This is a genomic window from Paenibacillus sp. FSL R10-2736, assembly GCF_038000245.1.
GTDB classification, from domain to species: Bacteria; Bacillota; Bacilli; order Paenibacillales; family Paenibacillaceae; genus Paenibacillus_AQ; species Paenibacillus_AQ phytohabitans.
Genome location: NZ_JBBOBN010000002.1, coordinates 883,859 through 902,968 on the forward strand (window position 1 = coordinate 883,859; position 19,110 = coordinate 902,968).

The 19,110-nt window shown below is 52.7% G+C and carries 14 protein-coding genes; 6 read left to right on the plus strand and 8 right to left on the minus strand.

All coding sequences use genetic code 11. The features are described 5' to 3' along the window. Positions 1–11 precede the first annotated feature (11 nt). Positions 12–1,307 carry an ABC transporter substrate-binding protein gene (locus NSQ73_RS32005; RefSeq protein ID WP_171720358.1) on the minus strand — a complete coding sequence of 432 codons (1,296 nt, stop codon included), beginning with the start codon at positions 1,305–1,307 and terminating at the stop codon, positions 12–14. Positions 1,308–2,037: 730 nt separating this feature from the next. Between NSQ73_RS32005 and NSQ73_RS32010 the strand changes: the two genes are divergently transcribed. After that, positions 2,038–4,080 (plus strand): S-layer homology domain-containing protein, encoded by a 2,043-nt coding sequence (locus NSQ73_RS32010; RefSeq protein WP_340990211.1) that lies wholly within the window; start codon positions 2,038–2,040, stop codon positions 4,078–4,080. A 23-nt stretch (positions 4,081–4,103) separates the two neighbouring features. Further along, positions 4,104–6,647, plus strand: coding sequence for a hypothetical protein (locus tag NSQ73_RS32015; protein ID WP_340990213.1), 2,544 nt, complete (start codon positions 4,104–4,106; stop codon positions 6,645–6,647). A gap of 84 nt (positions 6,648–6,731) precedes the next feature. On the opposite strand, the gene NSQ73_RS32020 is transcribed toward NSQ73_RS32015, so the two are convergent. After that, positions 6,732–7,448 carry a GntR family transcriptional regulator gene (locus NSQ73_RS32020; protein ID WP_042132950.1) on the minus strand — a complete coding sequence of 239 codons (717 nt, stop codon included), beginning with the start codon at positions 7,446–7,448 and terminating at the stop codon, positions 6,732–6,734. Positions 7,449–7,733: 285 nt separating this feature from the next. On the opposite strand from NSQ73_RS32020, the gene NSQ73_RS32025 reads away from it, so the two are divergent. After that, entirely contained in the window at positions 7,734–8,714 is a 981-nt protein-coding gene (locus NSQ73_RS32025) for a BadF/BadG/BcrA/BcrD ATPase family protein (RefSeq protein ID WP_340990214.1), read from the plus strand. After that, positions 8,711–10,039, plus strand: a complete 1,329-nt coding sequence (locus NSQ73_RS32030) for a 6-phospho-beta-glucosidase (protein WP_340990215.1) — start codon at positions 8,711–8,713, stop codon at positions 10,037–10,039. The genes NSQ73_RS32025 and NSQ73_RS32030 overlap by 4 nt, the downstream gene beginning before the upstream one ends. Positions 10,040–10,126: 87 nt before the next feature. Here the strand turns inward: NSQ73_RS32030 and NSQ73_RS32035 are convergent, their stop codons facing one another. Both NSQ73_RS32035 and NSQ73_RS32040 read right to left on the minus strand, forming a co-directional pair. Then, complete coding sequence (locus tag NSQ73_RS32035; protein ID WP_340990216.1) at positions 10,127–12,463, minus strand: UvrD-helicase domain-containing protein; 2,337 nt, start codon at positions 12,461–12,463, stop codon at positions 10,127–10,129. Positions 12,464–12,945: 482 nt separating this feature from the next. After that, positions 12,946–13,401, minus strand: a complete 456-nt coding sequence (locus tag NSQ73_RS32040; RefSeq protein WP_340990218.1) for an Imm30 family immunity protein — start codon at positions 13,399–13,401, stop codon at positions 12,946–12,948. A 161-nt stretch (positions 13,402–13,562) separates the two neighbouring features. On the opposite strand from NSQ73_RS32040, the gene NSQ73_RS32045 reads away from it, so the two are divergent. After that, on the plus strand, positions 13,563–13,730 hold the full coding sequence (locus NSQ73_RS32045) for an aspartyl-phosphate phosphatase Spo0E family protein (protein ID WP_076243512.1): 168 nt from the start codon (positions 13,563–13,565) through the stop codon (positions 13,728–13,730). A gap of 221 nt (positions 13,731–13,951) precedes the next feature. Here NSQ73_RS32045 and NSQ73_RS32050 read toward each other — a convergent pair whose 3' ends face one another. Continuing rightward, entirely contained in the window at positions 13,952–14,815 is an 864-nt protein-coding gene (locus NSQ73_RS32050) for a Cof-type HAD-IIB family hydrolase (RefSeq protein WP_340990220.1), read from the minus strand. Between the two features lie 314 nt (positions 14,816–15,129). On the opposite strand from NSQ73_RS32050, the gene NSQ73_RS32055 reads away from it, so the two are divergent. Then, positions 15,130–16,371 (plus strand): DUF445 domain-containing protein, encoded by a 1,242-nt coding sequence (locus tag NSQ73_RS32055; RefSeq protein WP_340990222.1) that lies wholly within the window; start codon positions 15,130–15,132, stop codon positions 16,369–16,371. Between the two features lie 135 nt (positions 16,372–16,506). Here NSQ73_RS32055 and NSQ73_RS32060 read toward each other — a convergent pair whose 3' ends face one another. The 3 genes from NSQ73_RS32060 to NSQ73_RS32070 all read right to left on the minus strand — a co-directional run bounded on the left by NSQ73_RS32060 (position 16,507) and on the right by NSQ73_RS32070 (position 19,088). Next, on the minus strand, positions 16,507–16,833 hold the full coding sequence (locus NSQ73_RS32060) for a P-II family nitrogen regulator (protein ID WP_039300108.1): 327 nt from the start codon (positions 16,831–16,833) through the stop codon (positions 16,507–16,509). A 240-nt stretch (positions 16,834–17,073) separates the two neighbouring features. Then, entirely contained in the window at positions 17,074–18,177 is a 1,104-nt protein-coding gene (locus tag NSQ73_RS32065) for a glycosyltransferase family 4 protein (protein ID WP_340990224.1), read from the minus strand. A gap of 89 nt (positions 18,178–18,266) precedes the next feature. Next, positions 18,267–19,088 carry a hypothetical protein gene (locus NSQ73_RS32070; RefSeq protein WP_340990225.1) on the minus strand — a complete coding sequence of 274 codons (822 nt, stop codon included), beginning with the start codon at positions 19,086–19,088 and terminating at the stop codon, positions 18,267–18,269. Positions 19,089–19,110: the final 22 nt, after the last annotated feature.

Genomic DNA, 19,110 nt, shown 5'->3' on the forward strand with positions numbered 1-19,110 from the left:
TGGTCTCTTCGTTACTTCAGAGGGGCGATGGTTGTCTCCAGTTCGGCGAGGGCGTCTTCAGGTGATTTGGCGCCTCCAATGACCTCGGAGGTGGCCATGTTAAGCGCATTGGCTACCTCGATGGAATAGCCGGTATCAGGCGGGGACACCAGCACTGGCGCATTCTCCATCAGATCATTCAAATCAAGTGAGAGCGGAAGCATGGTCTCCTTGTCAATTCCGTCCTTGGTAATCGGCACGGCGCCGGCGTCAGTGAGCTTCTTGGAGGATTCGGCAGAGCTGTAGAGCTTCATGAATTCAATGGCCTCATCGATCAGCCTGGAATTTTTATTGACGACCATTCCATTCAGCACGCCGATCACACTGTCCTGATTGCCCTTCCCGTCCGGTATGGCAGGAGTATTGAAGTAGCCAAGCTCAAGATCCGGTGTTTCTTCCACTGCGGTCGGGGCCAGCCAGCTGCCGATCGGATGCATGGCACCGCTGCCGTTCAGGAACAGCATATCCGCTTCACTGTCACTGGAGGCAGTTACATTCTCGTTAATATATCCTTTGTCCCATAGCTCCTGTACATAACCGTAGGCTTTGACAAAATCCGGGGTATTGAACGGCTGCTTCAGCTGCATAGCCTCGCTGTAGGCGTCCTCCCCCACGACACGGGAAATGATATGGGCCACCCAGTTGCCTGCCGTCCACAGATCGGAGTTGCCGATCACGAGTGGAGTGATGCCCGCCTGCTTGATCGTATCGCATACCTGAAGGAACTCCTCCCAGGTGGTTGGAGGCTGCAGCCCCAGATCATTGAACACCGCTTTATTGTAAAAGATAACGTTCGTCACATCGCCCGCAGTGGGAATCATATAGGTCTTGCCGTCAATTACCATGCCATTGAAGGTGCCTTCGGCGAACATATCCTTCAGCCCCGAGCTTTGAAGCTGCTCTGTAATATCCGCGGCATAACCGTCTGTTACTCTGGTCTGCAGGCGCTGCCCGGCCCATTCGAAGTAAAGATCGGGAGCGTTTTTACCGTTAAGCAGATTCGGCAGTCCGATCGTTTGATAGGTGTCATCGTCCTGATAGCTGAATTCAACTTTGATGCCCTGATGCTGTTCCTCGAACTCTTTGCCGATGGTTTCCCAGACCTTAATCAGCCCTTCTCCCGGTGAACCCATGGCAATTCGGAGTGTTTCCGGTTTGGCATCAGAGCTGCCGTTATTTGCTGAGCTGTTATTTGGATCTGCAGAAGAGCAGCCCGTTATGGCGGTAACCAGCATCGTTGAGATCAGTGCAATCATCCACTTTTTCATTAGTTAATCGCTCCCTTAATATGGAATGGGGTTATATTGGTTGACCGTAGGGATTGCCCGCAGGCAGAGTGGTTAGCGGCAGTTCCTCCCTTTCAAGTTGGGATGGTAAATAATGTGATGTTAAAAGAATCTTTTTAACCTTGTCTTCTGCCTTTTCCTCGAACTTTCGTCTCGATATGTAACTTTACATGACGTGTTTGAGTGAGATAATGCTGGACGGCAAATGAAATTGATACGTTAAAGGGAATTTGTAGTAACAATATAGTTTTCATTATTAATTATACCAAGGCCCCTGTCAATTGTTTTTCATGCAAAAAAACTTATAAAATTCATTTTGTTCCGGAAAGGACGAATAAATATTTTCAGTCACCGATTTTATGTAAGCGCAAACAACGTTGAATTTATATGGAATTTTACGATGTTATGGGAGTATGTGGAAAAGGAAAGAGAAATATATGCCTGTTAAAGAAATGTGTTGACAATTTGTTATGATTAAAAATAGAATGTGGGTAAATGTTACTACAATAACATTAATGATATGACATGGAGGTGACATAACGGAAACGGATTAATCAATAAGATAACCTGAAAAGGATGTAACCCCTGAAGATTTGTTTCGGGTAAGAGGGTTCGAAAGTCAGGAGCGCCTTTAGAAGTAAGATCCAAACCGGGGTGTGTAAGAGGGTTTTCGGGTGAAGCAGACGCAATCTAAACTTTAGGAGGAACGCATATGAAGTTAAAATGGAAGCAGACGCTTGGAGTATTCGCCGTGGTGTCATCCGTGGCGTTTACCGGCGTGTCCGCAGCATCTGCAGAAACAACAGAGAAGATTCCTGTATGGGCCGCAGAGGAAATTGCCTCGTGGAAGGAAATGGGGTTGCTCAAAGGCAACGAGGATGGCCTTGTTCTGCCGAATGACGGAATCAGAAAAACAGAATTCGCAGCCCTGATTAACCGGATCTTTAATTTCAGTGAAGAAAGTGCCCAGAGCTTTACCGATGTCCCCCGGACGGCATGGTATGCCACTGAAATCAGCAAAGCAGTTGCAACTGGTGCCCTTATTGGCAGCGGAGAAGGCAAGATCGACCCGCTTGAGGTTCTGACCCGTGAGCAGGCGGCCCTTATTCTCAGCAGAGTATTCAATGTTGCAGCTTCCGGGAATGCCATCTCCCCATTTACAGATGATGCTGTAATTGCCGGCTGGTCCAAGGAAGCCGTATATGCTATGAAGGAAGCCGGTTATGTGGAGGGCACACCGCAAGGCTTGTTCCAGCCCAAAAAAGCACTGACGCGGGCCGAGGCTGTGAAGATGATTAATAACGCCATGGGCCTCCTGATTGCCGACGGCGGGGATCATTCAGGAACATCCGGCAGAAATCTGATTGTTAACACGGCTGGAGGCACCCTGTCCGATCTGAACTTCTCGGGGAATTTATATATTACGCCTGGTGTTGGCGAAGGTAATCTGAGTCTGGTCAACACGACTATTGGAGGCGTCGTTTACATAAACGGCGGCGGTACACACAGCATCACCCTAACGGACAGTAAGGTGAACCGGATTGTAGTCAGCAAGCCCTCCGCTCCTGTAAGAGTCCTGCTGAAGGGAAAGACAACAGCTACGGAGATTGATGTGACCTCCGGTGCCCGGATTGTTAATGAATCGGGGCAGGCAGTAAGTATCGTTAATGTGTTTACGGGAGCTTCAGATGCTGTTTCCCTGGCAGGGGATGTAAATGAGCTGAATGTGGTTGCAAAGACAGGGTTCACGCTGGAAAGCGGCCAGGTTGGCAGCTTTAATGTCTCATCCAAAGCAGGCGGCTCAGCTATTAAATTGAACAAGGGCGGAACCGTCAGGAAAATGACTTTAGGCAGTGCAGCTGCCGTAACTGGCGAAGGGGCAATCATAGAAGCGGTAGTCAATGTAGAAGGCGTGTCGTTCTCTGTCAAGCCGGACAAGCTGACGGTTAATGCTTCAAAGGTAAGCATAGGCGGACAAGATTATGATGCTTCAGGCAATCTGATCGCTTCGACAGCCGGCAACTTGGGAGGAACGGGTTCAAGCGGCGGCACGGGAAGCACAACATCCACTCCTGCTCCAAGCCCTAGCCCGGATACGGGAAGTCCGACACCAACCCCGACTTCAACACCAACACCGACACCGACACCAACACCGACACCAACACCGAAGCCGACACCAACACCAACACCAACGCCGACACCGACGCCGACACCAACGCCAACGCCGACACCAACACCAACACCAACACCGAAGCCGACACCAACACCAACGCCAACACCGAAGCCGACACCAACGCCGACACCGACACCAACGCCAACACCCAAAACTCCCGAGCGGTATTCCTATGCCGAAGCCTTAAGCTCGTTCAGCTCGACGGGAGCAGAAGGCTTGGCCAAGCAATACCTGACCTTCCTCCAGGATCCTTCATACACTCCTTCGATAGCCAATCCGGATGTGACCATGCCGAACCTTGTGAATGCAATAACCTTTGTTAACTATGAATTTAATGTCAAACCATCTCTATTCGCTTCCCTGCGGGGGGTCAACACATCCATTCTGGACAAAACCCGTACTTATTTGTGGATCGGAACAAACAGCGGAGTAACAAAAATCAATCTCAAAACGAATGAAATGACCAGTTATTCTGCACAAGGCAAGGAATTGTACGATGATAAAGTACTTCTGCTGCTATCGGATGGAAGTACGGGCGTACTGGCTATAACACAAACCGGCGTATCGCATATCTACCAATAAGGAAAGGGGAGTTTACCATGTACATGATGAAGAAGAATGGCCTGAAGATTACGGGTGCCCTGCTTGCCTTGACGTTGTCTGTCCTGCCGGCGGCACCTGTATTCGCAGACAAGCTGCCTGGTGCGAGCTACTCTCCTGTTCAGCTGGAAGCCGTGCAGACCAAAGAAATGACCTATTACAAAACCGGATCGGTGTCCATCCCGGGGGGCATCGAATGGGTTACCGATACTGCTGCACTCAAATTTCTGCCGCTGTCGGTGATCGGCGATGTAACCAGTGTTGTTCTGGACGGGGGCGTCTACTGGATTGGAACGGAGACCGGCCTGCAGCGGGTTGATTTCGGCGCAAGCGATACCAAGGACATCGTTCAGTATATGGCTGGACCAAGGTATCTGTATGGCGGGGATGATCATGTGACGGGTCTTGCCAGCGACGGGGAGAACGGCATTTGGGTCCGGACGGCAAGCGGTGTCACTCACATCGCGATGCCGGAGAAGACGCTGCATGACAAATCTTTTATCTATGAGGATCTCGTGGAGTCAATTCTTGACCGGCGCGGCATGGTTCATGGCGCAGGATTTAATTTTACGGAGACAGACGGCACGCTGGACGCGGTCAATTACAACTCTGCGACCGGACTGTTCACATCAACGCCTACCACCAGCGATAATGATGGCTTATGGACTGCGATGTATGCAATGGGTGAGGTATTCCGCTATAAAGCGCTGCAGGAGCAGTACGGGACCAGTCCGGCCTCTGGAGAGCAGGCGGAAATTGCCGATGCCAGAGCGGCAGCGCTTAGAGCAACCAAGGCTGTGCTGCTGCTTGATTATGTATCCGGACGCGGAAACGGGTTCCCGGCACGTTCCTATATGCTGACCAGCGAAGCCACTGCGGCTACAGTGGGCAATTCAGTGTATGGCTACCAGTCTACGAACGGGTTCTGGTTCCAGAACTTCGTCGGGCCGGACATGATTAACCCCAATGGGATTATTCCAAGCATGCAGCGTGACGACGGGACAGAGCCGATTGGCTATTCCATGGTTAGGGTAACCAAGGACGCAGAGAACAAAAAAGGCTCCACGCTGTTCCCAAGCGGAGGCACGGATGTGCTCAACTACAACGGACTTGGGCTTAGTCAAGCTGCGATTGATGAGCTCAACCTGACACGTCCAGAAGGACAGAAGCTGGGAATTGATATTAAGACACGGGTAGGAACTACCGCAACAGATGCGGTATATCAGGTGCTGCCTGTCATTACGGCCGCCACTAACAACAATGATGCGAAGGAAGACAAAACAACGGGTGAGAATAATAAGCCGCTGTTTCAGCTGACGGCTCCCGTCTATGAGCAGATTCCGGAATTCTTCAATGATTTGTTCCCGGATAGCGCCATTGTGGACGGCCATATTGACATGAATCAGATTGTGTATAAGGCAGATACCTCCGCAGATGAAGTGGATGGGCACTACGCCATGTTCTACACAGCTTATAAATATCTGGTCGGTGACAGCACCGATCCTGAACTTCTTGAGCTGAAATCCCTCATTGAAGAAACAACGCACCGCATGACAGAGCTGATCTTGAAGGATGACCATTATTACATTGAGGATGCTACCGGCAAATCAACACAGTGGTCCAGATGGTTCGCCAAATATTTCAACGACAGCCTTGGCGTTATGGAGCAGCAGGTACAGTGGCAGTCCAAGATTGGTGTTGACGAGAACGGAGACGATGCGCTGTCCTACGGCTACGAAGACGGTCCGCTCAACGCACTGCAGGTCATGGCTGCGCTGAAGTCGGCGAGCTATATTGTCGCAGAGAGCTATCCGGCCGATTCGGCGAAATATGAGCTGGCCTATGAGCAGGCTTTTGCCGGCAGCTACAGCAAGGAGGAACCGTATATCAACGGTCAGGGCTATATGGATATGGCACTTGATTATATTGAGCGGAGACTTGTGCGTCAGGCCACCAACGCTTACAGCGAGAACGATAACCAGGCCGTAACCATGGAGAATGCAGGGGATGGCACGAATACCAATGCGACGATTCATAATGACTGGACCCAATATATCAATTACTCGGATGAAGAGCTGGGCTGGTTCCCGGTATTCGTGCTTGTCACTCTTGAGCAGGATGCAGGCAGACATGCGCAGATTGTAGCAGCCTATGACCAGTGGTATTCCAATGAGGTACGGGAGGAGAATCCGTTCTACACCTTCCTCTACCAGCTTGCGCATCCGGATAAAACCGATGTCGATCTGCAATCTGCTGTCCGGTTCCTGTACCGTTTCCCTGAATTCCAGATTGAATTCCCGGTGCAATGGGACCGTCAGGATGTGCTCTATATTGAACCGGGTGACCGCGACGATTACAAGCAGACGAACTACGCGCTTGCACCGGATGAGCGGCGCATCATTAAGCATAACTCGAATCCGTTTGAGAATGACAGCCAGACAACAGGAGCCAATCCCGGGTATAACTACCGTTCAGGCAGCATTGAAGCGGGGTCGGTTTTCACATTGCCATACTGGCTGGGGCGTTATTTCGAAATCATTAAAGAGTAGCGGAGCTTAATGAATTGAAAGCAACGGAGCACCCATGAGGGGTGCTCCGCATGCTCTCTGCTCTAATTTTGATCTAACCTTCTGTTATCCAAACTGCCTCTCGATAGTATAGCTGGGGAAATCACCCCGGAATACGCCGAAGCTGTATTCCAGCGGGGAGCCGTCGGCCAGATACGTAAAAGTTCGTACTTGCAGACAAGGGGAGCCTTCTTTGACGCCAAGCAATCTGCTGGCCAGCTTGTCCGCCAGTACAGGCTTCAGCTGCTCGACAGAGCGGTAAGCCTTCAGGCTGTATTCTGATTCCAGGAAGGAGAAGAGGGAGCCGTCTTTATATTCATTGATGAGCCCCGGGGCAAGATCCCAGGCAATATAAGTAGTTTCATATAGAAGGGGTTCATTATCCGCGTAGCGGATCCGCAAAAGCTGGTTCACTGGAGCTTTCACCGAGATATTAAGGAATTCATTAAGCGGTATTTCCGCAGGCATCACTTTGGCTTCGATGATTTTACTGGTCGGCTCTTTGCCGCTCATCAGCACATCTTCTGTGAAGCTGCGTTTCTGGTTAAGCTGGAGCTCCTTGCGTTTGACGAAGGTGCCCTTACCCTGATGCCGCTCAAGAATATCCTGAACCTCAAGCTCGCTGAGCGCGAGGCGGATTGTAGTCCGGCTGGCGGAGAACATCTCGCATAGTGCGGCTTCGGTAGGAAGTTTCTCTCCGACGGCATAGAACCCGGATTGAATCTGTTTGAGCAGTTGTTCTTTAATATTGAAATATAAAGTGTTATTTGTTCTCTTTGTCATTACAAGTTTCCTCCGATGCCAATTTGTTATATTATATCACGGAAAAAGGGCAGGAGAAACCTAATAGAAAAGAGAAGAATCCGGGGTTCCGGGATTATGTAATTCCTGAAATTGGAATCAAAACTTTGTTCACTCTATGCCTGGTAAAGAGATTTATCTATTGTATTTTTCTGTAAGGGAGTTCTCTGACTATAAGGACGCATGAAAAAGGAAATATATTTGTAGGAACAATATTTAAAAATGTTACTATAAATAAACTCAATATACCAATCAGGAGTGAAAGCTATGTACTTCGCGGGTGTAGACGGCGGCGGAAGCAAAACCATTGCCATTATAGCTGATCATTACGGCAAAGTGCTGGGATCCGCAGTGACAGGCTGCGGCAACCATCAAATCATTGGAGTCCAGGCGGCTGTGCTCAATATTCGCGGAGCGCTGTTTGGCGCGCTTGCGCAGGCAGGAATTTCCATGGATCAGCTGGATTTTGTACAGTTCGGTCTTGCGGGTGCCGATCGCAGTATTGATATGGACAGGCTTTCTCTGGAAATCAGCAGGCAATTGGACTTGCGGAGCTGGAATATGGTCTGCGATACGCTGGAGGGACTCCGTGTCGGGAGCCGGGATAACACGGGAGTGGTGCTTGTCTGTGGAAGCAATACGAACGCGGCGGGCCGCAACCGGCTCGGGCAAACGGTGCAGGTAGGCGGATTTGATACTTTGTTCGGTGACCGGGCCGGCGGCTTTTATCTCGCTGCACAGGCACTCGGCAGGGCGGTGCGTTGCTGGGAAGGCAGGGAACCCTACAGTGATCTAGTCGAGCGGATACCTCTGAGGCTTGGGTTTACAAGCTTCGGGGAGATGCTGAACCGGTATCTCGATGACGAGATCACTGCGGCGCCGCTGGAGCTGTCGCTGATTGTTCACGAATCGGCAGACTCGGGCGACTGGCTCTCCCGCCAGCTGCTTGCAGATATGGGCAGAGAGCTGGGGATTTCTGCATCGGCTGTGATCCGCAAACTGGGCGGCTTTGAAGAGGAAGCGGTGCCGGTCATCCTTACCGGGAGTATCCTTCAATCCGGCAGAAACCCGTTGCTGCTGGATGCGCTGCTTCAAGAGGTGAAGGCGGAGCATCCCCTTTGCACACTTGTAATCCCGGAGCTGCCGCCTGTATTCGGTGCGGTGATGCTTGCCATGGACCGGCTTGGCCTGCCCGTAACCCCAGCAATAATAGAGAATTTCAAGAGAGACGGAGGGAATCGCAAATGAAGAAGAACCACTTGAAAATCGCAGTAATCGGAGGAGGTTCCTCCTATACACCGGAGCTTGTAGAGGGCCTGATCCGGTATTATGATGAATTCCCGGTTGCTGAGCTGTATCTGGCAGATATCGAGGCCGGAGCGGACAAACTGAGAATCATAGGCGAACTGGCACAGCGTATGATTGATGCAAGCGGCAAACCTATCAAGCTTCATACGACGCTGGACCGGCGCGAAGCGATTCGCGGTGCGGATTTTGTTGCTACGCAGATCCGTGTGGGCATGCTGGATGCCCGCTCAAGAGATGAGAAGATACCGCTGGCCCATCATTTAATCGGCCAGGAGACAACAGGCGCGGGCGGATTCGCCAAGGCACTTCGCACCATTCCGGTAATTCTGGACATTTGCCGGGATATTGAGGAACTGGCCCCGGGCGCGTTCATGATCAACTTCACCAACCCGGCAGGTATTATTACGGAAGCCGTCTCGAAGCATTCCCGTGTCAAATCTGTTGGTCTGTGCAATCTCCCGATAAGCACGAAGATGCAGATCGCTGAGCTCTACGGGGTTCCGCAATCGGATATGTTCATTGAGATTGTCGGAATCAATCACCTCAACTGGACGACCCGGGTGCTGATTGAAGGAGAGGACGTGACGGAGGATTTCCTGAACAAGCTGTCGGGAGCCAAAGGGCCTTCGATGGCCAATATACCCGATCTGGAGTGGGATTCCGAATTCATTCAGTCCGTGGGAGCACTTCCTTGCCCCTACCACCGTTATTATTATATGAAGGAAGAGATGTACCGGGAGATCTCCGGGCATTATCAAGAGACCGGAAAGACCCGTGCCGATGAGGTAAAAGAAGTAGAAGCCGAGCTGTTCGAGATCTATAAGCAGCCCGAAGTGAACAGTAAGCCGGCTCAGTTGGAGAAACGCGGCGGTGCCTACTATTCGGAAGCGGCTGTTCAATTGATGAAGTCCATCTATAATGATACCGGCGACATTCAGACGGTCAATGTGCGTAATCAGGGGATCATCCCTGATCTTCCGGGCGATGTCTCCATTGAGATCAACTGTGTTATCAAATCCGACGGGCCGCATGCGCTTGCCCCGAGCAAGCCGCTCCCTCCCCAGATCAGAGGTCTGCTGCAGGTGGTGAAGGCTTATGAAGAGCTGACGATTGAAGCGGCGGTGAAAGGGGATTATGCCTCTGCGCTGCAGGCGCTGACGATCCACCCGCTGGTAGGAGACGAGCGGATCGCCAAGGAGGTTCTGGCCGATATTCTTGAGCAGAATGCCGATTATCTGCCCCAATTCCAGGTGCGGGCAAGATAAACCCGGGAATAACAACATCAGCCCCATTCAGCGCCGGTTAGCTGCTGAATGGGGTTGATGGTTGTGTACAGGCGGCCGTGCGTCCCGTTATACAGGGACTTCCCGGGTGCTCTTTTGCATAGCGGATTTGCAGAGCGGACAGGGTTTCGAGGCAAGGTGATCCTCGGCTCCGCCCGCCTTCATCCGGGTCCAGCCCGGGCAGGACTTGCCGGTACAGCTCCAGACGGGAACTGTATGCATTCTGGCTGCGGAGGACCCGGACGAATAGCTGCTGCGCACTACATTGCTTCTGTTTCCGGCGGCCGGTGCAGCTGCCTGAGGCGGTGCAGCAGTGCGGAAGGCGGAGAGCATGAAGCGCGAGACCTCTGCCTTCTTGCCCCGGTGCCTTGCGGGCGAGCTGATGAACAGCTCCTCGCGGGCCCGGGTAACAGCTACATAGGCGAGTCTGCGTTCCTCTTCGAGTGCAGCTATTCCTGCCTCAGCTGCGGCTCTGGCGGCAGCACTGCTGACCACAGTAACGCTTGCCTTCGCCGGCTTGCGGTCCTTCAGCCGGCCCTCCTCCAATGCGGAGCTATGCGGCAGAATGCCCTCGGAAGCCCCGATAAGGAAGACAACGGGGAACTCCAGTCCTTTGGATTTATGGATAGTCATCAGGGCAATCCGGTTGCCTTGCTCTTTAAGCCCCGGCTGGCGGCTCTGCTCGTTGCGCTCGGTTACATTATCTATGAATTCGAGGAACAGCGGAATCGTGCCGAACCGCTCTGCGGATGCCTCCAGCTCATCAAGCATTTCCTTAAGCGTCTCCCGGTGCAGGGTAGCCTGATGCCGCTCATTGGCTTCGATGAAATAGTCATAGAAAACAGTGCGGATCTGGCGGATGGCCTGCACCGGTGTCAGCCCGCTCAGCCCGCGGATCAGATCCAACCGCTCGCGCAGCTTGGTACCTTTGAAATCCTCCATGCCCGGCATGGACAGGAGGTGAATCAGCGGGCCCTGCTTCGCCTGCACGGCCTCCATGCGGCGGATATGCTCCATCCCTTTTTCCCGGCTCATGTAGAGGGTTGGCAGAATATTCTCCATCGCGGCGAAGTTCCGGCGGTTAACAGACAGGCGCAGATGATCCAGCACAGGGGAGATCAGCCAATGCTCGTAGAGCAGCTGGCCTTCGCCGTAGTCTACATAAGGGATATCGCGCATCAGCAGCAGCTCCAGGATTGCCCGGTTACTGCTGGTGGCGCGGTATAACAGGGCGTAATCGCGGTATTCTCTTGCTCCGCTGCCGATCTCACGCTCGATATGCTCTACAATCTGCTCGGCTTCTTCATCCGCCGTCTGCGGACGCAGATAGCGGGGCGGATTGCCGCTGCTTTTGGCAGCTTGCAGCGTCTTGGCCCGGCGCCGTGAATTGTGGCGGATAATCCCGTTCCCGAGCCCGATAATGGCCGGTCCGGAGCGGTAATTGATATCAAGGGTGATCACCTTGGCATTTGGATACAGCTTCTCGAACTCCAGGATGAACTCGCTGCGGGCCCCGTTGAAGGAATAGATGGTCTGATCATCGTCTCCGACCACCATCAGGTTGTCCTGTGGATGGGCGATCATTTTGACCAGCTCATATTGCAGCGCATTCGTATCCTGGAATTCGTCGACCATTACATATTGGTATTTCTGCTGCAGCTCCAGCAGCAGCGCCGGCTGCTCCCGGAGCATCCGGTAGGCGATCAGCAGCACGTCGTCGAAATCGATTTTGAAATTATCGGTCTTCCACTGCTCGTACAGGGTGAGAATGGCCTTCATTTCCTTCTCGGCTTCCGTCGTTTCCGGCATATCCTCCGGCAAGCCCATATTCATCTTGCAGGAGGAGAGCAGGGTGAGCAGATTCTCTGGGGGATAAGCATCCTTCGGCAGCCCGAGCTGACGCATGATCTGCTTCAGCAGAATGTGCTGGCGCCGGGTTTCATGGAATATATCCTGCCGCAGTCCCTGCCGGCGCAGGAAATAAAGGAAGAACGAGTGGAACGTGCGGGCCTGCAGGCGGGCGGCATCGCCCGCATCCACACCCGGCAGCAGCGCAATCCGCTCACGCATCTCTGCCGCTGCCTTGCTGGAGAACGTGAGCAGCAGCAGCCGGCCCGGGGCGATGCCGCGCACAGACAGCAAATACCCGGTTCTGCAGATCAGCACCGAGGTTTTGCCGGAGCCTGCTCCCGCCAGCGTCAGCAGCGGCCCGAGATGATGCCGCACCGCTGAGATTTGCGGAGGATTGAGCAGAATGCCGCCTTCCTCCAGCCTGCGGAAGTAAGCCGCGTCGCTGTCTCCGGGCTTCACGGTCTCCCTGCTCGTCCGGGCGGAGGCAACCTTCGCCTGGGGGATTTTCTCGCCGGTAGCGCCCAGCGGTATATTATGAAATAAAAGCTTGTTCATTAGATTCACCTTCGTTTGTTCTATATAAGCTTATGTGCAAGTTATGCTGCGGGTTTACCGGTGGGGGAACTTTCAGGCGTAAACTATCACTGCACCAGTTATAAATCCTGCACGAAATACAACATTCGCCTCCCCAAATCTCGCCTAATCCCAAAATTGTTGTATAAAATGCAGCATTCCACCTCATTTAAGCGGATAATCCAGACAATTGCTGTATTTCATGCAACAATTCTTCGAATTTCCTGGTATCTATAAATCTAAGTTGCAATATGTACAACATTTTGACCAGTATACAATATACCATTTTGCCCGTTCCCCTGCATGGAAGTCTAGTGAATAAGAGGAGCGGGATAATAGGCAGAACGAGCCCATCAAGGGCTTAAGGGACTGGAACCAAGACATGTGATTCTGGATATTCTGAAGGGGTCCGGCATAGCTTTTGGCATTCTGCTTAGCGGGGCTGCGAAGTATGGATAGATTAATTACTTCAGTTTAGCGAGAATGTAATTAGCCTTGCGCTCGAACAGCCGGGGATTGTCTTCCTTAATTTCCTCCAGCAGAAAAGCCAGGCATCTCTTGACCTTCATCGGCATGAGAGCGGCGATCTCTGCGTAATCTTTGCGGTAATTATCGTCATTCAGGATTCTTGTATTCAGCACAATGGCCCAGTTGCGCGCATGCTCCATCATGTCCGGCAGTGACTCGAGCAGCTGGGTCAGGTACATCTCCATTTGAACGCTCTCCACGAAATGGACGAGGCTGAACATGACCTCCTCCTGTTCCGTATCATCATCGAATACCTTGAAGATCTGATGAATCACGGCATCCTCCGTATCACCAGCCAGGCCTTCCAGCGCAAGATCAAATTGCTCACATTCCAGCTCGGTACGCAGCAGCCGGTTCTCATATAGCCGGGCAATTCCCGGGTACAGGTTCATCTGAGATTCCTCCTAATTCACCTTGCAGCTGAAGCTGCCGGGTGTTCATGCCGGGCAGAGTACAGCTTGCGGCGGGTTATGTAAGAATAGTTCACGCCATTTATCTTAAGGTCCAATTTTTGACAGCTGAGATTAATATATTGAACAAAGGAGGAAGTGTCATGCAGACCAATGATCGTACATTTTTGCTGCAGGTAGAGAAAGCCAGACAGAAGTTGTACCAGACGCAGCAGAGATACGGCATTTTGACACATCCCAAAGTAGTTGAACAATCGGTTGCCCTGGATCATTTGCTTAATCAGTATAGCTATCCGCAAAGGATTAGCTGATTGGATAGATTCACAAATAAAAGGTGAGAATTGGAGGGATGTCGTGTTTATTCCCGTTCTGTTGGCTTTGACTACCGCCCAGCGGTTAACTGTCATCATATTTCTCGCATTAAACCTGGGTGCAATATCTGTCTGCTGTCTTCATCGCTCTGGAGCCGGCCGCCGCTGAAGAAGAACAGCCTTCCTGTGAGGGCTGTTTTTTCTTTGCTATGAAGACGGAGTTACTGCTTATCCAAAAGATGCCGCAGACCCGCAGCAACACCATGCTCCGAGTTGCTTAGCGTAATGAAATCGGCGGTTTCTTTGAGGATGGGTGCGGCATTCTCCATTGCAATCCGGTAGCCGGCGATCTCGAACATCGGCAGATCATTATAGCTGTCACCCATAACTGCGATTTGCGCTGCCGGGATGCCGTAATGCTCCGCCATCAGCTTCACACCGTTGCCCTTATTAGCATCTTTATGATTAATTTCAATATTGTTGACATGCGATGCCGTAATAATCAGCCCGGGGATCGCGGCGAACCGTGTAGAGGCTTCCTTCAGCAGTTCACGGTTCAGGGAGAAGGCCAGCGTCTTGTAGATCAGATTCTCCTCTTTGCTCCAGATGTCCTCCATGCTCTCCACATAGGTTACAGCCGCCTGCTGAAACTGCTGGTCGATCATCGCCTTAAGCAGCCAGCCTACCTCTTCGGGAACCTCATCTTCCTTCAGTGCCGACAGCTTCTCCAGACGTACCCGCTTATCAAGCTCTACATATACGTTATCCTCTGTGTATACCTCATAGTACAATTCAGGAATCTCGTTCATCCAGCGCAGCGCGGGGATGATATCCTCCTTGAACAGCGGTGTACTCGCGGCCAGCGTTCCATCAGGCAGTGTGACAACAGCGCCGTTCAGACTCACTACAGGACACTCCAGATCCGCCAGCCGCAGCTGACGCTCCGCATCCATGTAAGAACGTCCGGTGGCTATGATCACGGTATGCCCCAGGCGTTGTGCGTGCAGTATAGCTTCCTTGTTCTCTCGGCTTATCTCACCATCCTCGTTCAGCAGTGTTCCGTCCATATCCAGTGCAATTAGCATGTTGCAGTTCTCCTATTCCATCTATAGTTGTAGGTGCCCTTCGAAGGCTCTTATAGGTATCACACGATAACTTATCTTTCTGTATCTTATCATTATTTCTCTGAAATTTAAAAATCACATTTTCATCCATATACAGTCCGGGGTACGTATATTTAAGCTGCGTTTCTTGCCGGATTTTCAGAAAAGAGTCTTCTCGTGGTACAATTGAATGTAGACCTGCAATCTTGTAACGGGAATGTCTGCGGTTGTCTGAAAAGCAATTTTTCCGGGCAAAAGATGGCTTGAGGTCGTTATGTAAGGGGGATAATAAACACATGAAATCCAGAAATTTAGCTACCATATCTCTTGCCATCATGGCATGCGGTTTCCTGTTCACCTTATTTCTGCCGGAGAACCTGGCTGTTATTCTGCTGAGAGGGGGCTTCGAGGCCGGTCTTGTCGGAGGGATTGCCGACTGGTTTGCAGTGACCGCGTTGTTCCGCCATCCTCTGGGGCTTAGAATTCCGCATACTTCGCTGCTGCTGAAGAACCGGGATAAGCTTATACAGTCTCTAATCTCCGCGATGGAGAATGAACTGCTGAACAAGGAGAGCATTGAGAACAAGCTGCGCAAAATCAACATCATCTCTCTGGGCGCCGGCATGCTGACACGGTTCTTCTCCAGAAAGAAAGCAAGAACGGAAATGCTGGAGCAGATTAAAGAATTCGTACTGCGGCTTCCGGTAGAGCAGGCGGTTCCGTATCTTCAATCTGCAGCAGCGGGCTATCTGCGTGAAGCTGAGCTTGGCGTTGCCGCCGATAAAATCGCTACCAGCCTTATGAATGACGGCAAGGATATTGCTGCTCTTGATTATGCGCTGGAAGGGATCTCCTCCTGGAGCGGGCGTCCGGAAACCCGTGCGATGCTGGGCAAGATCGCCAGCGAGAAGCTGGCTGAGGTGAAGCTTGGCGGGCTGAAGGGGATGGCTTTTCAGGCTTTTGTCGGATTCGTTGATGCCGATATGCTGGGTGAAATGCTGCAGGGCATGGTGCAGTCCACTATCCGTGATTTCAAGGAAGAGGACAGCCCGTACCGTGAGGAAGTCATCCGGGAGATCCGTGTCGCTCTGTTCCAGCTGTTGAGCAATGAGGAGCGGATCTCCTCGCTGAAGGATTGGGCGCTGAATGAGCTGCAAGGGGAGGCTGCTACGGCTTTCGTGCAGCAGCAGCTGGAAGGACTGCGCGTCAAGGCAGTTGCGCTGCTTGAGGAAGACCGGGTACGCGGCGGCCGCAAGCTGTTCTGGCTGTATGCCCTGCTGGTCCGGCGGATCGGCAAGGAGCAGGAACGGATTCAGGCTTCCGAGGAGCGGATCCGCGGCACGCTGATCGCCTTCGTGGAATCTAATCATTACCGGATCGGCCAGCTGGTCAAGGAGAACCTTGATCAAATGGATGACGCCTCGCTCGTGAACATGCTGGAGGAGAAGGTGGGCAAGGATCTGCAGTGGATTCGCGTTAATGGAGCTGTGTGCGGTTTTGTTGTAGGGCTGGTGCTTACAGTTATCCAGATGATCTGACAGTAGCATGAGCAAGAACAGGCAGAGGCAGCAAGGCGTTCCCGGACCGTCCATGAAGACGGAGACCGGCGGAACGTTTTGCTGCCTCTTTCATATGCGCTGCAGGAAAGCGGATCATAAGGAAGACCGGGAAGTTTACAGCTGGTTTTTACCGTTGCTGATGGTGAAGACCTCTTGTACGGGCAGGACAAAAATTTTGCCGTCGCCGAATGAGCCATGCTCACCGGTTCTTGCTGTGCGCATAATAATGCTGATGACGTCATCCTTCTCATCATCCTGGATTACGATCATCAGAAGCTTCTTGGAAATTTGATTGTAATGGTTGGTTCCGACCTGGATTCCCTTTTGCTTACCGCGTCCGAGCAGGTCCATTTTGCTGATGGAGGGGAAGCCGGCAAGCAGTAATTCAGCCATGACCTCATCCGCTTTCTCCGGCCGTACTATAGCTTTGATCATTAACATAACGATGCACCCTTTCTACAGCGAATATTGTGTTGTAGGGGGTTGCCAATGTCTTGTTGGCTTACTGTGCAGTGCATTTGCTTAATGGCAACGCTTACAATATGAGTATAATATTAACTGCAGCCGTATCCTGCGAGAAGGATCACAAAATTCGTATGACACAATGTCGCATTGCCGGGGAGCGTCAAAGGGGCTGCTGTATCGCATCCCGGAGGAGGTGCACGGACCCGTCTCCTCCGGTTATTGCGGTACCAGCTTCAGGTAGAGATTCTCCAGCAGCTCTACAGTGTGCTGCCATTCGAACATCTGCAGCGCATCGCTCCGCCCCTGCATTCCGATCCTTGCCGCGAGCACAGGATTGCGGCCGATCATCAGCATTCGCTTGGCGAAAGGAGCAGGGTCCCGGTATCTCCCCACCAGATATCCGTTATGGCCGGAATCAATAATCTCCCGGATTCCGCCGTTTCGCGAGGCGATCACCGGAAGTCCCGTGGCCATGGCCTCCACATTCACGAGGCCGAAGGATTCATGCCGCTGGGAAGGGCAGATGAAGCAGTCTGCGGCCTGATACAGGCTGTGAATATCCTCATGCGGGATATTCCCCAGGAAAGACACGCGCACACCCAGCCGGCGCGCGAGTACCTTAAGCTGCCGGAGATAAGCCGGCTTGCCGTCTCCGGCGATCACTAGCCGGGCGGGCATATGCCTGTTCAGCCGGTGCATGGCCCGGATCAGCACAGGCACTCCCTTGCGCGGGATTACCCGGCCGACGAACAAGACGGTGAAGCCGGGAGCCAGGCCGTACAGCGCGCGCAGTCGTGCCTTCTCCTGCGCCGGCACGGGAACGAAGCGGGACAGGTCCGCTCCCAGCGGAACAACGCGGAGCTTGCCCGGGATACCGGGGAACCGCCGCACGAGCCGCTGCTGCAGGGAGCGGCTGTTAGCTGCGACAGCGTCCGCCAGGGCGAGGCTGCGGGCGATTCTGGATTCCGGCGGCACGAAGGTCAGGGAATGCAGGAACAGCAGCACCGGAGTGCCGGGGTGCCGCCGTTTGACAGCGGCCAGCAGCAGCGGCCGGTTATCGATCTGAATCAGTTCAAAGGGTTCTGCCGCCTCCAGATATCCGAGAACCGAGCTGCGGTACCGGGCAGGGGTGCCGGAAGGAAGTCGGATGAACCTGACCTGCTCTATTTCGTCAATGTCCGGGAGTCCAGGCGATCTCCGGCTCACTATAGTTACCTTGTGCCTTCGGGCAAGCCGCCGGGCAATATTCCAGATGCAGATTTCTACAGAGCCATCCCCTGGAACCGGGAACTGTTCAGGTGCAATGATGCAGATACGCATAGTGAATGCCTCCTCCCGCCGCATGATGATGGTCTTCTTTAACTACCATATGCGTCCGTGCGGGTGGAAGATACAGGACAGACAGGGGTTCAAGTGCCGATTTGCTTATGGGTAGCGGTAATAATCGCTGCAATCTTCTGCTCCAGCTCAATAATCTTCAGCTTGCTGGCTGCAATTTGCCGGTAGCCGGAGACCATTGAGGATAGGGATTGGCCGGCCAGGACGGAATTCTGCTTCCGGACTGCAGATTTGAAATCGCTCCAGTCTGCGGTAAGCCGTTTGTTCAATGCGGAGGCTGCACTCTTCTGGGATTTCATTGAAATTTGCGCGTTGTCCATTCCGGCCAGAATCTTGCGGGCGGCGGCAACCCGCTTGGTGCGGGTATCCTTGGCAGCTTTGAGCAGAGCCTCCTTGTCGCGTATCTCCTGGCGGGCCAGCTGTACAAGGAGCTTCATGGCCTCGGACTGGGCCTTCAGTACGGAATTCAGCGTCTTGTCTTTCAGCCCTTTGAGCAGGGCAATCCGTTTGTTGAGCGCACTGTATTGATCGAACAGCGGCTGGTAGCGTTCCTTGGCGCTGCTGACAGCTGCGGTAAGCCGGGCTACGGAAGCCTGGTCTATATTCTTGATGGCCTCCCGGACAACAAGCAGCGACTCTGCATTCTGATCATGAAGCGCTCTAATCTGTACCTCCCGGCTGTCATATTGGGCTGACAGGAGGGTTAGTTCGCTGTACTGGCTCTTCAGCCGGACGCGGACAGTACTCTCTGCCGCTGCCGCAGTAAGATCAAAAGACGCCTGAACCGATGCGGTTATTACGGTCGGAGATGCAGAAGCAGACCCGGCCAGAGTGGCCAGGGCAATCAGCAGGGAGAGCAGCGTTATGGCAGCGTTCCTGCACAGATTCATCATTAATATTCCTCCTCTTGTTTCC

Coding starts and splice junctions, on each gene's coding strand:
- NSQ73_RS32005 (WP_171720358.1), bottom strand. CDS start 1,307: ATGAAAAAGTGGATGATTGCACTGATCTCAACGATGCTGGTTACCGCC.
- NSQ73_RS32010 (WP_340990211.1), top strand. CDS start 2,038: ATGAAGTTAAAATGGAAGCAGACGCTTGGAGTATTCGCCGTGGTGTCA.
- NSQ73_RS32015 (WP_340990213.1), top strand. CDS start 4,104: ATGATGAAGAAGAATGGCCTGAAGATTACGGGTGCCCTGCTTGCCTTG.
- NSQ73_RS32020 (WP_042132950.1), bottom strand. CDS start 7,448: ATGACAAAGAGAACAAATAACACTTTATATTTCAATATTAAAGAACAA.
- NSQ73_RS32025 (WP_340990214.1), top strand. CDS start 7,734: ATGTACTTCGCGGGTGTAGACGGCGGCGGAAGCAAAACCATTGCCATT.
- NSQ73_RS32030 (WP_340990215.1), top strand. CDS start 8,711: ATGAAGAAGAACCACTTGAAAATCGCAGTAATCGGAGGAGGTTCCTCC.
- NSQ73_RS32035 (WP_340990216.1), bottom strand. CDS start 12,463: ATGAACAAGCTTTTATTTCATAATATACCGCTGGGCGCTACCGGCGAG.
- NSQ73_RS32040 (WP_340990218.1), bottom strand. CDS start 13,401: ATGAACCTGTACCCGGGAATTGCCCGGCTATATGAGAACCGGCTGCTG.
- NSQ73_RS32045 (WP_076243512.1), top strand. CDS start 13,563: ATGCAGACCAATGATCGTACATTTTTGCTGCAGGTAGAGAAAGCCAGA.
- NSQ73_RS32050 (WP_340990220.1), bottom strand. CDS start 14,815: ATGCTAATTGCACTGGATATGGACGGAACACTGCTGAACGAGGATGGT.
- NSQ73_RS32055 (WP_340990222.1), top strand. CDS start 15,130: ATGAAATCCAGAAATTTAGCTACCATATCTCTTGCCATCATGGCATGC.
- NSQ73_RS32060 (WP_039300108.1), bottom strand. CDS start 16,833: ATGTTAATGATCAAAGCTATAGTACGGCCGGAGAAAGCGGATGAGGTC.
- NSQ73_RS32065 (WP_340990224.1), bottom strand. CDS start 18,177: ATGCGTATCTGCATCATTGCACCTGAACAGTTCCCGGTTCCAGGGGAT.
- NSQ73_RS32070 (WP_340990225.1), bottom strand. CDS start 19,088: ATGATGAATCTGTGCAGGAACGCTGCCATAACGCTGCTCTCCCTGCTG.